This window comes from Polynucleobacter sp. MWH-S4W17 (assembly GCF_018687535.1).
Taxonomy (GTDB): Bacteria; Pseudomonadota; Gammaproteobacteria; order Burkholderiales; family Burkholderiaceae; genus Polynucleobacter.
This window is the reverse complement of record NZ_CP061295.1, coordinates 1-14,281: the sequence shown is the minus strand read 5'-3', so window position 1 is coordinate 14,281 and position 14,281 is coordinate 1. Positions and strand designations below refer to the sequence as shown.

Genomic DNA, 14,281 nt, shown 5'->3' with positions numbered 1-14,281 from the left:
TTACTTAAGAGGTGAGGGTGGATTTTCTCACGGGGGCCAACACCAAAAGGCGTCGCTCCACCGCTAAATTAGGGATGTGAAGGGGCACATCGGCAACTAAGCGCCAATCGTCCATGGAAACATCTTTCATTTCGTCGTCAGCGCGCTTGGCCTTCATTGCAAATACCAGGCCATCGGGCTTTAAGAAGGGCAATGACAGATCCAAAAAACGTGCGAGATTTGTAAATGCCCGAGAAATGACTGCATCAAATTGTGCTGGATGTTGCATTGCAGCATCTTCCACTCTCTCGCACAGCACCTCAATGTTTTTCAATTTCAGTTTTCCGCGCACATGCTGCAGAAATGCCGTCTTCTTGCGGATGGCCTCAATCAGCGAAAGCTGCCACTCCGGCTGAACAATGGCAATAGGGATGGCCGGTAACCCGCCTCCTGAACCAAGGTCAGCAATCTTAGGAGACGGGCCCCTTAAGAAGCGTTTCAATACTGGCAAAACTGCAATAGAATCAATAAGATGCAGTCGAATAGAATCCTTCTCACCCTCGATTGCCGTGAGATTATGAACCTGGTTCCAGCGCCCCATTTCTTGCAAAAATAGCTCTAAATCGGCGATATTGCTTGGGCTTAATTCCAACCCAAGATCACCAATCCCTAAAGCAAGCAAACCCTCACTCATGGGTCTCTTGAGTGCGGCCCAAGCCTTTTTTAAGGTGCACCAATAGAAGCGAAAGTGCTGCAGGCGTGACCCCTGAAATGCGGCCAGCCTGACCTAATGTTTCGGGTTTATGCAAATTCAGCTTTTGCTGAACCTCTTTAGATAAGCCAATAACCTGGGAATAATCCAATGATTCCGATAAGGGAAATGATTCATTGTGTTCTTGACGAGCGATTTCAGTCGCCTGACGATCGATGTAACCCTGGTATTTAACTGAGATTTCTACCTGATCGCTAATTTGAGCAGCCAAGCCAAGATCTTCGTCTAGAGTTGCTGGAGCCCACATTCCATTACCCAAAGCGGTAATTGCTTCATAAGTAACCCCTGGGCGCCTCAATAACTCGGTTAAGTTGCATTCATGGGACAGGTCTTGACCCAGCAACTGAGAAACTAGGGGGGCAGCCTCATGTTTTGGCCCAACCCAAATGTCTTGCAAGCGAGATGTTTCACGTGAAACAGCCTCCTGTTTTCTGCAAAATACTTCCCAACGATAGTCATCCACCAAGCCAAGTTCGCGCCCAATCGTGGTTAGACGCATATCTGCATTGTCTTCCCGCAAACTCAGGCGATACTCTGCCCGGCTTGTAAACATGCGATAAGGCTCCTGGACACCACGGGTAATCAAATCATCAACCAAAACACCAATATAGGACTCGCTGCGCTTAGGCAGCCAAGGCTCTTTGCCCTTCGCTGCCAAGCCGGCATTGATTCCGGCCAGCATACCTTGCGCTGCAGCCTCTTCATAGCCTGTGGTGCCATTGATCTGGCCAGCGAAGTAAAGCCCGCCAATTGCCCTTGTCTCAAGGCTATGACGTAATTGGCGTGGATCAAAGAAGTCGTACTCAATTGCGTACCCAGGGCGGACAATCACCGCAGACTCCATACCCCGAATGCTGCGGACTAAGTCCCACTGAACATCAAAAGGTAAGCTGGTAGAAATCCCATTGGGGTAAAACTCGTTAGTTGTTAGGCCCTCTGGCTCCAAGAAGATCTGGTGACTGTTTCTGGAGGCAAAACGATGAATCTTGTCCTCAATAGAAGGGCAGTAACGGGGGCCAACTCCCTCAATCACACCGGTATACATAGGTGAACGATCTAAACCGCCTCGAATAATATCGTGAGTCTTTTCGTTTGTATGAGAAATCCAGCAAGGAACCTGCTTGGGGTGCTGCTCTGGACGCCCCAAATAAGAAAATACCGGCACTGGATCCAAGTCCCCAGGCTGCTCAAGCATGACTGAAAAGTCGATTGTTCGACCATCAATGCGAGGTGGAGTACCAGTCTTCAATCTTCCCTGAGGAAGCTTCAATTCCTTTAATCTAGCCGATAAGGAAACTGCTGCAGGATCACCCGCACGCCCACCGGCGTAGTTATTTAAGCCTACATGGATCTTTCCATCTAAAAAGGTGCCCGCCGTAAGAACAACTTTCTTTGCAGCAAACTCTAGGCCCATTTGAGTAACCACACCCTGAACCTCATCACCCTTAACCAATAAGTCATCAACTGCGGCCTGGAAGAGGGTTAAATTAGGTTGATTTTCTAGACGGCGCCGAATGGCGGCCTTATACAGAACTCGGTCCCCTTGAGCACGAGTAGCCCGAACAGCAGGGCCCTTACTAGAATTTAGAATGCGGAACTGAATGCCGGCTTCATCAGTAGCCGCAGCCATAGCGCCGCCCATGGCATCAATTTCTTTTACTAGATGGCCCTTACCAATCCCGCCGATGGAAGGATTGCAGCTCATGGCGCCCAAGTTTTCAATGCTATGGGTAATTAATAGGGTGTCGCACCCCATACGCGCCGACGCAAGCGCGGCCTCAGTCCCAGCGTGACCGCCTCCAACCACAATGACATCGAAACTTTTGGAATAACGCATGATTTGCCTCAGATAGGGCGATGATCATAGCATTTTGTTTGTTTCACGTGAAACAAAAGATTAAAAATTCCTAGAAAAACAATAGGCAGATTTCTAAGTAATTGATTTAATTGATAAAATAAGCATTCCAGGCTGACTTCAATATCAGCACACTAACAATAAGCAAAAAGGCCTTTCTCACAAAGGCGCTGCCATGCTTAATTGCCAAGCGACTACCAAACTGACTGCCTGCAATATTAGCAATCATCATTGCAAACCCAAGAGGCCAGTTAATTTGACCGAGACTAGCCAACATCAAAATAGCTGCCAGATTGGTTGCCACATTTACCAATTTCGTTGCCGCAGACGCATGAAGAAAATCAAAACCAAAAAAGCGCACGAAACCAAACAACAAAAAACTGCCGGTACCAGGACCAAAGAAGCCGTCATAAAAACCAATTGTTAAACCAAGGACTAAACCCTTGAGCTGTTGAAAACGCCCAAGAATTTTCGGCGCATGCGCCTCTCCAAGCGAAGGTTGAAACCAGGTGTACAGAAGCAGGAACAACAAAACAAATGGCAACGCTTTGCGCAAAGGCTCGGCTGGAAAATTGCTCACTGCATTTGCACCCAAAAGAGAGCCTACAAAACCCGCAACAATTGCTGGTAAAACAATTGCCCAGGGTAAAGAAACATGGCGCAAAAATTTACGCGCAGCATTAAAAGTCCCACCAACCGCAGCAACCTTATTCGTCGCTAGCAAAGTTGCGGGTGGAACATTGGGGTAAGCAGCAAACAGGGCGGGCACCTGAATCAAGCCACCACCTCCGGCTACGGCATCAACCAGACCAGCAAAGAAAGCCATTGCCAAAAGCAGTGGCCATATGAAAATTGAAAATTCGATGAGAGTCTCTTTTAATTGAATGAGTGCGGCGAAAGCGCCGCACTAAAAATCAAATAATAAAAGGAAAAACAAAAACTCAGTTTTTGTTTTTATAGTGCGCAGCAATCTCGCCAACAACGCCTCGACGGAATGCTAAAACACAAATGACAAAAATGAAGCCTGTTGCAATTGTGCTCCATGAGCCAATATTGGCAAGATAATTTTGCAGGCCAACGACAATTCCCGCGCCAACCACTGGGCCCAGAATGGTTCCCATACCACCAAGCAAGGTCATCAACACAACCTCGCCAGACATATGCCAATGAACATCGGTCAGTGTTGCCAACTGGAATACCAAAGATTTCATGGAACCAGCCAAGCCAGATAATGCGGCCGAGATCACAAAAGACATCAACTTAAAACGATCAACGTCATAGCCCAGGGAAATAGCGCGGGGCTCATTCTCGCGAATTGCCTTAAGAACCTGACCAAACGGAGAGTGCACTGTACGCATGATGACGGCAAAACCAAATAAGAAAACCGCCAAAACAAAGTAATACATCGCAACATCGTCCTTTAGGTCAATCAAGCCAAATAACATGCCGCGGGGGACACCCTGTATTCCATCTTCGCCACCCGTAAATGGAAGCTGAACAGCTAAAAAGTAAACCATTTGCGAAAGAGCCAAAGTCACCATCGCAAAGTAAATGCCTTGTCTGCGAATGGCCAACGATCCAATTAAGAATCCCAAAACACCAGAGCCAACAACGCCCAACAGAATTCCTAACTCAGGGGAGAGGCCCGCTTCTTTGCAGAAGTAGGCGGTAATGTAAGCAGCAGTTCCAAAAAATGCTGCATGGCCAAAAGATAGAAGCCCGGTAAAACCCAAAAGCAAATTGAATGCGCATGCAAAAAGGGCGAAGCACAACACCTTCATTGCAAACACGAGATAAATAAAATCTTGGAAGGGCAATAACAGGGCAATTAAAACCAAGATGCCGTAAAGCAATTTTGTTTTTGGACTCATGCTTATTTCTCCCGCCCAAACAGTCCAGCAGGGCGAATCAAAAGAACAATTGCCATGATCACAAAAATCACAACGCCGGAGGCCTCTGGATAAAAGACCTTAGTCAGGCCCTCAACCAGACCCAAGCCCAAACCAGTAAGGATGGCACCCATAATCGAGCCCATACCACCAATCACCACCACCGCAAACACAACAATGATGAGGTTGGAACCCATCAACGGGTTCACCTGGAAAATGGGGGCTGCTAATACACCAGCAAAACCTGCTAGACCAACGCCATAGGCGTAGGCCAAAGAAATCATCAGCGGGACATTGATACCAAAGGCTTGTAGTAATTTAGGATTTTCGGTTCCAGCGCGCAAATAGGCACCCAACTTTGTTCTCTCAATCACATACCAGGTTGAGAAACATACCGTCATAGAAATGACCACAACCCAGATGCGATACTTCGGCAAGATGATGCCAAGAGACTCAAGGGGGATTGCCCCCTGCAGTATCTCAGGGGCTGGATAGCTCTCTCCAGAGATGCCGTACCAATGACGGAACATGCCCTCAATAATGAGAGCCAAACCAAAAGTCAACAACAAACCATATAGGTGGTCAAGGTGGTACAGGCGGCGCAACATCGTGCGCTCCAAAATTAAGCCAAATCCCGCCAAAACCAATGGCACAACAATAAGAGCAAACCAATAATTAATAGATAGGTCAGGAAAGCCAAGCCATTGGCTAATCTGGGTTAAACCAATCCAGGCAATAAAAGCGCCCATAGTGTACTGAGCGCCATGTGCAAAATTAATGATGTTGAGAAGGCCAAAAATAATGGCCAATCCCAAACTCAATATGGCGTAGAACGAGCCATTAATAAGCCCCACCAAGAGCTGGGCTACCAGCCCTTGAGGGGTAATTCCGAGAAGTTCAAACATTCTTGATTTCTAAATTTCTTACTTATTAACTAACTTGCACTTCGATTGCGAAAGCGGCAAAGTTGCTTCAGCAGCAGGGATCGTCGCGCGCACATTGTAATAATCCCACGGGCTCTTAGAGTCAGCAGGTTTCTTCACTTCCAACAAATACATGTCATGCTCAAACTTGCCATCCGCACGAATCTTGCCTTTGAAGAGGCCGTCATCGATGTTGGTTGATTTAAGCGCCTTCATTACAGCCTGCGTATCGTCTGTACCAGCTTTTTGAACCGCATTCAAATAAGCAAGAACGGATGAGTAAACACCGGCTTGAACCATGGTTGGCATACGCTTGTGTTGCAAGATAAAACGTTTGGAGAATGCGCGGGTCTTGTCATCCTTGTCCCAATAGAAGCCTTCTGTAAGGTACATGCCTTGTGCGGCAGGCAGGCCCAAAGAATGCACATCGGAGATAAACATCAACAAAGGAACAACCGTTTGTTTTTTGTTGATACCAAACTCAGAGGCTTGCTTAACGGTGTTGATGGTATCTTGACCAGCATTTGCCAAAGCAACTACGTCTGCACCACTAGCTTGCGCCTTTAAAAGGTATGAAGAGAAATCGCTATTAGGGAAAGGGTGTTTGCTGGTACCCAAAACTTTACCGCCATTAGCAGTCACAACAGCTGTCGCATCTTTCTCAAGAGCAGCGCCGAAAGCATAGTCGGCAGTAATAAAGTACCAATTCTTTTTACCCTGTTTTACAACTGCTTTACCTGTGCCGTTTGACAGCGCATAGGTGTCATAAGCCCAATGCACATTGTTTGGCGTGCATTTTTCATTGGTAATGGTTAAAGAGCCTGCGCCAGAAACCAAAGTAATCTTGTTCTTTTGCTCTGCGACTTCCATCACAGCTAAGGCAACGTTGGTTGAAACCAATTCAACAATTACATCCACACCATCTTTGTCGTACCATTCGCGTGCTTTGTTAGCAGCAATGTCGGCTTTGTTCTGGTGGTCAGCGCTTACGAGCTCAATCTTCTTGCCAATTACAGTGCCGTCTTTGGAAAAGTCGGCAATCGCCATCTTTGCCGCAATTACCGCACCAGGGCCAGCCAAATCAGAGTAGGTTGATGAAAGGTCGGTTAATACACCAATCTTTACAACATCGCCACTTACCTTAGATCCACTTTGTGCAAACGCTGGGTTTGTACCAAACATAGTCGCCGCAACCAGACACGCGGTTATTTGCTTTAACTTCATTACCGTCTCCTATAGAAATCCACTAAACACCAAGATACTCATTTAATAAGGTTGCTTTTTCGGCAAGCTCGCTTTGTTGCACTACCTCAACCACATTTCCATGCTCAACAACATAATGACGATCAGCCAAGGGTGCAGCAAAACGAAAGTTTTGCTCAACCAACACAATCGTGAAACCTTTGTTGCGCAAACTGGTAACAACTTCACCAAGCTTTTGCACAATCACGGGCGCCAACCCCTCAGTAATCTCATCCAATAACAATAGCTTTGCGCCGGTTCTCAGAATTCGCGCCATCGCTAGCATTTGCTGCTCACCACCAGATAGGCGGGTGCCAGGGCTATTTCTTCTTTCATAGAGATTTGGAAACATTTCATAAATCTCATCCAAACCCATGCCGCCAGGAGCAATCTCCGGTAATAGCAAAAGGTTTTCCTCTGTACTCAAACTAGCAAAAATGCCTCTTTCTTCTGGGCAAAAACCAACCCCCAGACGAGCAATCTTATAAGTGGGCATGAAGATGGTTTCCGCCCCATACACCTCTACAGAACCAGCTCTTTTGCTAGTTAATCCTAGGATGGTCTTCAGAATGGTGCTTCGACCGGCGCCATTTCGTCCAAGTAAAGTAACCACCTCACCATCACGCACAGCAAAATTCACGCCATGCAAAATATGGGATTCGCCATACCAAGACTCTAAATTTTTAACCTCTAGCGCCATGGTGCTCATGAGTTATCTCCCCCGTGGCTACCCATATAAGCCTCAACAACCAATGGGTTGTTTGAAACCTCATGATAAGAACCCTCAGCCAGCACGGATCCACGCTGTAAAACGGTAATACGATCTGCAATTGAAGAAACCACCTTCATATTGTGTTCAACCATCAGAATAGTACGGCCCTTGGCCACTCGATCAATCAACTCTGTTACACGCTCAACATCTTCGTGGCCCATTCCCTGGGTGGGCTCATCCAAAAGCATTAACTCTGGCTCCATAGCTAAAGTTGTTGCAATTTCAAGCGCCCTTTTACGGCCATAAGCTAGGTTGAGAGTTTCCTCGTTGGCAAAATCTTCTAAGCCAACCTCATGAAGCAGCTCTAGTGCGCGCTCGTTAAGCACATTCAAGGAATTTCCAGATTTCCAGAAGTGAAACTCGGTACCCAATTCTCGCTGCAGTGCAACACGAACATTTTCAATAACCGTTAAATGTGGAAAAACTGCAGAAATCTGAAAAGAGCGAATAATGCCCCGTCTCGCAATTTGTGCGGGGGCCTCTTTAGTAATGTCAAAACCGTTGAATAAGATTTGTCCGCTGCTGGGCTCTAAAAATTTAGTCAGCAAATTGAAGCAAGTTGTTTTACCGGCTCCATTGGGCCCAATTAAAGCGTGAATGGTTCCCCGAGCGACATCTAGGTTCACATCGGTGACCGCGGAAAATCCCTTGAAGGATTTCCCCAGTCCAATTGTTTTTAATATTGTTTCTTGCAATGTCATACCCTCTACCCCCTACTTGGGAGCAAGAATACGAGAATACCCGAAGATGACTTGGGTTTATATAGCAATAACCCTAAACAATTAAAGTGGCAACGCTAAAAAAATTTTAGGAAAGTTTTTGAAATTCCTGAATTGCTGAACGGGCCAATTCGTCTAAGACGTCAACCGGAACCCTTTGGGCGCCCTGCACAATCATTAACGCATATGGTTTGGCGAGGGCCGAAGCTTCAGGGCAGAGCCGCAACTCATCACCCTCTGATGGGGACTGGCTGCGCCAGTAATTGATGGCAGCCTCTAATTCTTGGATTGTTACAAACAACATTAAATTGTTTTTACTTATCTTTGGTTGCAAGCATAGTGCCACGGCATTTTTTTGCACCACAACGGCACTCGTAATCTTTTTTCATTTGCTTGGTAATTTTGCCCTCAATATCAAGTGAGTAGTCATAAAACAACTCTTCACCAACCTTAAGGGCGCGCTTTGCATAAATAAACACGCGGGGCTCACCATCAAAACTATCTTCCCGAGTTTCGCAAATTGGCTTACATGAATGATTGATCCAGCGCGCAGCATTCCCGCCATATTTCGCATCAATCACACGGCCATCTTCTAAGGAAAAGTAAAAGGTGTGATTGGGGTCTTTGGGGTCATGTGGGTGGCGCTTCTCAGCAAGCTTCCAACTAATGCGCTCGCCTTTATATTCAATGATTGCTTGACCCTTTTTAATGGGCTTAGCAACAAAGACCCCTTTTCCATGAATCGGCGAAGACTTCACAACAATAGAGGATCGGTCCACCTTAGGTGGTTTTAATTTTTTGGATGTCATAAATTAAACGTCTAAGTTGCGGGCAATGAGGGCATTTTTTTCAATAAATGCACGACGAGGCTCCACCTCATCCCCCATGAGTGTAGTAAAGACTTGGTCTGCAGCAATTGCATCTTCAATCTTTACCTGCAAAAGTGTCCTGGAGCTTGCATCCATCGTGGTTTCCCATAGCTGCGAAGGGTTCATCTCACCAAGACCCTTATAGCGTTGACGACTCAATACGCGCTCCGCCTCAGACAACAACCAGGCAAAGGCTGCTCTAAAGTCGCCAATAGTTTGCTCTTTTTGGTTTTTGTCTGGGTCGCCACGACGAACCTTGGAGCCCGCCACAACTTTACCTGATAAAACAGCTGCGGCATTTGCAAGGCTTTGATAATCATCGCCATGAACAAAGTCAGAATTAATGGAAGAGAGCTTCAGATTCCCATGAATGCGGCGCGATAACAATAAACGGAAGCGCTCAGTACGGTCTTCTTTTTGAACAATAATTTCTGGTGGCAAAGCTAAAGGATTCAAAGAGTCCGCAAGCGCTTGCCTTAAACGATCAGCAGATTCATTTGCTGATTTTTCTGTATCCAAATTTAATGGTGTTCCTGAAGCAATTGCTCGCAGAGCATCTTCATCAATGGTGCGAGACAAGCGGTCAACAATGGACTGAATCACTTGATAGTGTTTTGCTAACTCATTGAGCGCCTCACCCTCAATAATTTCACCCAATGGTGTTTGTAGGGATGCTGTTTCAAGTGCAATTTTTAATAACAACTGATTTAGCTCGTTGTCGTCTTTAATGTACTGCTCATTCTTACCAAACTTTACTTTGTAAAGGGGTGGTTGGGCAATATAGATATGGCCACGCTCGATCAACTCAGGCATCTGTCTATAAAAGAAGGTTAATAGCAGGGTGCGAATGTGGCTACCGTCAACGTCCGCGTCGGTCATGATGATGATGCGGTGATAGCGCAATTTGTCTGCTTTATATTCTTCGATCCCGATGCCGGTGCCCAGAACGGTAATTAAAGTAACCACCTCTTGGCTAGCAAGCATTTTGTCAAAACGAGCTTTTTCAACGTTAAGGATTTTTCCTTTTAAAGGAAGAATTGCTTGGAAGCGACGATCACGCCCCTGTTTCGCAGAGCCCCCCGCAGAGTCTCCCTCAACAATAAAGAGTTCAGACTTCGTTGGGTCTTTTTCTTGGCAGTCGGCTAACTTGCCGGGCAGACCAAGTCCATCCAACACACCTTTACGCCTGGTCATATCACGCGCTTTGCGTGCCGCCTCTCTAGCGCGGGCAGCGTCAACAATCTTGCCGCACAGAATCTTGGCATCCGCTGGGCGCTCTTGCAGATATGCACTTAAGGCCTCAGCAACAATCTCCTCAACAGGCCCACGGACCTCACTGGAAACTAATTTATCTTTTGTTTGGCTAGAGAATTTTGGCTCTGGAACTTTCACCGACAAAACACAGGCTAAACCCTCACGCATATCGTCGCCAGAAATTTCTACTTTTGCTTTCTTAGCAACTTCATGCTCATCAATGTATTTGTTAATGACGCGTGTCATTGCGGCACGCAAACCGGTCAAATGTGTTCCACCATCCCGTTGTGGAATGTTATTAGTAAAGCAAAGTACTTGCTCACTAAAGCTGTCATTCCACTGCATAGATACTTCAGCGGTAATTTGACCACCTAAGTCTGAAGGGCGATTACCCTCAGCATAAAAAATATTAGGGTGCAGTACGTTTTTAGTTTGGTTGATGTACTCCACAAAGCCTTTTACACCACCAGAGAAAGCAAAATCTTCTTCTTGACCGGTACGTTGGTCAATAAGTTTGATGTGAACACCATTATTTAAAAACGAGAGTTCACGAATACGTTTAACCAAGATTTCATAATGAAACTCAACATTTCCAAAAATTGTCTCGTCGGCCAAAAAGTGAACTTCAGTTCCCGATAACTCAGTGTCGCCAGTAACGGTAATTGGAGAAACTAAAACACCATTCTCATCAACAACATTGCGATTTTGAATAACGCCGCGTGCAAATTCCATGTAGTGAGCTTTACCATCACGACGAATGGTTAACTTTAACCATTTAGATAGCGCATTTACACAACTAACACCCACACCATGAAGGCCGCCAGAAACTTTATAACTATTTTGATCGAACTTACCACCAGCATGGAGCTCAGTCATGACAATTTCAGCAGCACTACGTTTCGGCTCATGCTTATCGTCATATTTAATCCCTGTTGGGACACCACGACCATTATCGACAATAGAAATAGAGTTATCAGTTTGGATAACTACTGTGATTTCAGAACAATAACCAGCCAAAGCTTCGTCAATGGAGTTATCCAAAACCTCAAATACAAGGTGGTGCAAACCCGTGCCATCGGATGTGTCTCCGATATACATCCCAGGACGTTTACGAACAGCCTCAAGACCCTCTAGGATTTGAATCGATGCAGCGCCGTACTGCTCTACTACTTTTTTTTCTTCAGTCATTTTTTTCTAAGTTAAATACGCATTGGCATCACAACATACTTAAAACTCTCTGAGCCAGGCAGAGTAATTACAGCACTGCTGTTTGCATCACCTAAGCTAATTTGAATCTTTTCGCTCTTTAGGTTTGATAAAACATCCAACAAGTAGCTAACGTTAAATCCAATTTCTACTGCATCACCAGCATAGTCAGTCTCAATCTCTTCTTGAGCTTCTTCCTGCTCAGCATTGGTTGATTGAATGGTGATGCGGTTTGGGGAAAGAGAGAAACGGACACCCTTAAATTTGTCTGTTGTCAAGATAGCGGCACGCTGTAGTGCTGATTGAAGGGTATCACGACCAACTACGAGTGAGTTTTTATGACCCTTTGGAATGACCCTTTGGAAATCTGGAAACTTACCTTCAACTAATTTCGAAATTAATTCAATATCACCAAATGCAAACTTCACTTGATTAGCTGTCAAGCTAATTTCTAAAGATTCATCAGAATCCTCAAGTAAATGTTGGCACTCCAAAATTGTTTTGCGGGGAATAATAATTTCTTGTTTTTGACCAGAGCCCGATGGGGTCTCTGCCAGTTCAACTTGAGAGTAAGCAAGGCGGTGGCCATCTGTTGCCACCGCAACCACCTCTTTACCTTCAACCACCAACAACATCCCGTTTAAGTAGTAGCGAATATCTTGTTGAGCCATTGAAAAATGTACTTGGCTAATGAGTTGACGGAAACTCTTTTGTGACATCTTCCAAGCAGCGGTTACTTCACCCACACTTTGCATTACTGGAAATTCAGTTGCAGAAAGTGTTTGCAAAGAGAAGCGGCTTTTGCCGCTTTGAACAACCATTTTGTTATCTTTAAGATTTAAGGATACCGGGCCCTCTGGTAATGCACGCAATATATCTAGAAGTTTTCTGGCGGCAACGGTTGTTGTTACATCCTCCGTACCAACACCAAAATTAGCGTTCGTTGTAATTTGAATTTCAATATCAGTGGAGATGAATGAAACTTTTTCCCCAACTTTTTTAAATAAGAGGTTTGCCAAAATTGGCAGCGTATGTCTACGTTCAACAATTCCACTAACAACCTGAAGTGGTTTTAGTAGGCTATCGCGAGAAGTGTTAACGAGTTGCATTGCTTTTAAATCCTTGTATATATCTTAGTAGTAATAGTAATAAGGGTTCGAAATTCCGTGGATAAGTCAAAAACCCCTTACAAAACAACACATTGGAGACTAAAAAACCTGTGGAAAACTCTTGTATAAGCGCTGCATAAAAAGGGGATAACTTTTTATCAACACCCTATTTTTGCATGAAGCTGAATCTTTCCACAATTTATCCACATCTAATCCCCAAACTTATCCCTAGGGTTGTCCACAACCTTATCCACAAGTAAAAAACTACGCTTTTAAAGTTTGCTCAATAACGTGAATTTCATGGTTTAGCTGCCCATCGTGTGCTCGTTCCTCTGCAATTTTACGAACGGCGTGAAGGACTGTTGTGTGGTCCCTACCGCCAAATAATTCACCAATCTCCGGCAGGCTTTTTTGTGTCAACTCTTTGGCCATAAACATTGCAATTTGACGGGGTCGAGCAATGTTGGCTGGGCGCCTCTTGGAATACATGTCTGCGACCTTGATACTATAGAAATCAGCAACCGCCTTCTGAATATTCTCGACAGAAATTTGCCGGTTTTGAATAGAAAGCAGGTCTTTTAGGGCTGTTCTGGCAACCTCAATCGTTACTTCACGACCGTGGAACCGAACAAACGCCAAAATCTTTCTCAAAGCCCCCTCTAGCTCACGAACGTTTGAGCGTAAGTGTTTTGCCACAAAAAATGCAACATCCTCACTCATGGGGATGCCTTCACTAATAGCTTTTTTCATCAAAATGGCTACACGCATTTCAAGTTCTGGGGGCTCAATTGCAACTGTCAATCCAGAATCAAAACGGGAAATAAGGCGATCATCGATACCCGCCATTTCCTTGGGGTAGGTGTCACTAGTAATAATAACTTGAGCCTTATTGCTTAATAAAGCCTCAAAAGCATAGAAAAACTCTTCCTGAGTCCTGGATTTACCGCTAAAGAATTGAATGTCGTCAATTAGCAAGAGGTCTAAGGAGTGGTAGTAGCGCTTAAAGCGGTCAAACGCTTTTTGCTGATAGGCACGAACCACATCAGAAACATACTGCTCAGCGTGGATATAACGAATTCGGGCGTTAGGCTTTTCTTTTAAGAGGTGGTTACCAATCGCATGAATTAAATGGGTCTTACCCAGACCTACCCCACCATATAAGAACATGGGGTTGTAAGAGGTTCCAGGGTTATGCGCCACCTGAATCGATGCCGCCCTGGCAAGTTGATTGGCTTTGCCAGTAACAAATGTTTCAAAAGTGAGGTTTGGATTGAGCTTTGAGTGGTCCTCAATCTCAAAAGCGCTCTCCTCTACCGATATGTTTGGTGCCGGGACCTCTATAGAAACATTTTTTTCTATAGGCTCTTCCGTTGTTATGGAGGGCGCGGTATTGGTTGTGCCACCCTCTACAGAAAGCGTAAAACCGACATTAATGGGGCGCCCAAAATACTGGGAGGCTAACTCTTGGAATCGGTCTGCAAAGGTCTTTTTGGTCCAGTCCAACTTAAATCGATTGGGGGCTCCAATTGTTAGTGAGTCATCACTTTCAATAAAAGACAATAAAGTAAGGGGTTGAATCCATGTTTTAAACTGTTGGGGCGACAGTTCGCGGGATAAAATGCCTATAGCATCATCCCAGAACCCCAGTGGGCTAATTGAATTCAAGGCGGGAGGATTGTGTAGGTTGCTCAT

Annotated in this window: 13 protein-coding genes; all 13 read right to left on the bottom strand. The window is 45.3% G+C overall.

Features of this window, described 5'->3' with window-relative positions; all coding sequences use genetic code 11:
• Window positions 1-4: 4 nt before the first annotated feature.
• Window positions 5-673 (bottom strand): 16S rRNA (guanine(527)-N(7))-methyltransferase RsmG, encoded by a 669-nt coding sequence (rsmG, locus tag C2755_RS00065; RefSeq protein ID WP_215321253.1) that lies wholly within the window; start codon window positions 671-673, stop codon window positions 5-7.
• On the bottom strand, window positions 666-2,588 hold the full coding sequence (gene mnmG / locus C2755_RS00060) for a tRNA uridine-5-carboxymethylaminomethyl(34) synthesis enzyme MnmG (protein ID WP_215321252.1): 1,923 nt from the start codon (window positions 2,586-2,588) through the stop codon (window positions 666-668). The genes rsmG and mnmG overlap by 8 nt, the downstream gene beginning before the upstream one ends.
• A gap of 106 nt (window positions 2,589-2,694) precedes the next feature.
• Window positions 2,695-3,432, bottom strand: coding sequence for a TSUP family transporter (locus C2755_RS00055; RefSeq protein WP_215321251.1), 738 nt, complete (start codon window positions 3,430-3,432; stop codon window positions 2,695-2,697).
• 115 nt (window positions 3,433-3,547) lie between these two features.
• Window positions 3,548-4,477 (bottom strand): branched-chain amino acid ABC transporter permease, encoded by a 930-nt coding sequence (locus tag C2755_RS00050; RefSeq protein ID WP_215321250.1) that lies wholly within the window; start codon window positions 4,475-4,477, stop codon window positions 3,548-3,550.
• Between the two features lie 2 nt (window positions 4,478-4,479).
• Window positions 4,480-5,400 carry a branched-chain amino acid ABC transporter permease gene (locus C2755_RS00045; protein ID WP_215321249.1) on the bottom strand — a complete coding sequence of 307 codons (921 nt, stop codon included), beginning with the start codon at window positions 5,398-5,400 and terminating at the stop codon, window positions 4,480-4,482.
• An 18-nt stretch (window positions 5,401-5,418) separates the two neighbouring features.
• Window positions 5,419-6,642, bottom strand: coding sequence for an ABC transporter substrate-binding protein (locus tag C2755_RS00040; RefSeq protein WP_215321248.1), 1,224 nt, complete (start codon window positions 6,640-6,642; stop codon window positions 5,419-5,421).
• 22 nt (window positions 6,643-6,664) lie between these two features.
• Window positions 6,665-7,369 carry an ABC transporter ATP-binding protein gene (locus tag C2755_RS00035; protein ID WP_215321247.1) on the bottom strand — a complete coding sequence of 235 codons (705 nt, stop codon included), beginning with the start codon at window positions 7,367-7,369 and terminating at the stop codon, window positions 6,665-6,667.
• Window positions 7,366-8,133, bottom strand: a complete 768-nt coding sequence (locus C2755_RS00030; protein ID WP_215321246.1) for an ABC transporter ATP-binding protein — start codon at window positions 8,131-8,133, stop codon at window positions 7,366-7,368. The genes C2755_RS00035 and C2755_RS00030 overlap by 4 nt, the downstream gene beginning before the upstream one ends.
• Before the next feature lie 106 nt (window positions 8,134-8,239).
• Window positions 8,240-8,455, bottom strand: coding sequence for a DUF3717 domain-containing protein (locus tag C2755_RS00025; RefSeq protein ID WP_215321245.1), 216 nt, complete (start codon window positions 8,453-8,455; stop codon window positions 8,240-8,242).
• A 10-nt stretch (window positions 8,456-8,465) separates the two neighbouring features.
• A complete protein-coding gene (locus C2755_RS00020) occupies window positions 8,466-8,960 on the bottom strand; it encodes an SET domain-containing protein (protein WP_215321244.1) in 495 nt (164 codons plus the stop codon).
• Window positions 8,961-8,963: 3 nt separating this feature from the next.
• A complete protein-coding gene (gene gyrB, locus C2755_RS00015) occupies window positions 8,964-11,462 on the bottom strand; it encodes a DNA topoisomerase (ATP-hydrolyzing) subunit B (RefSeq protein WP_215321243.1) in 2,499 nt (832 codons plus the stop codon).
• A gap of 11 nt (window positions 11,463-11,473) precedes the next feature.
• Window positions 11,474-12,589: a DNA polymerase III subunit beta gene (gene dnaN, locus C2755_RS00010; protein ID WP_215321242.1), complete on the bottom strand. Its 1,116-nt coding sequence runs from the start codon at window positions 12,587-12,589 to the stop codon at window positions 11,474-11,476.
• Window positions 12,590-12,853: 264 nt separating this feature from the next.
• Window positions 12,854-14,281, bottom strand: a complete 1,428-nt coding sequence (dnaA, locus tag C2755_RS00005; protein ID WP_251368483.1) for a chromosomal replication initiator protein DnaA — start codon at window positions 14,279-14,281, stop codon at window positions 12,854-12,856.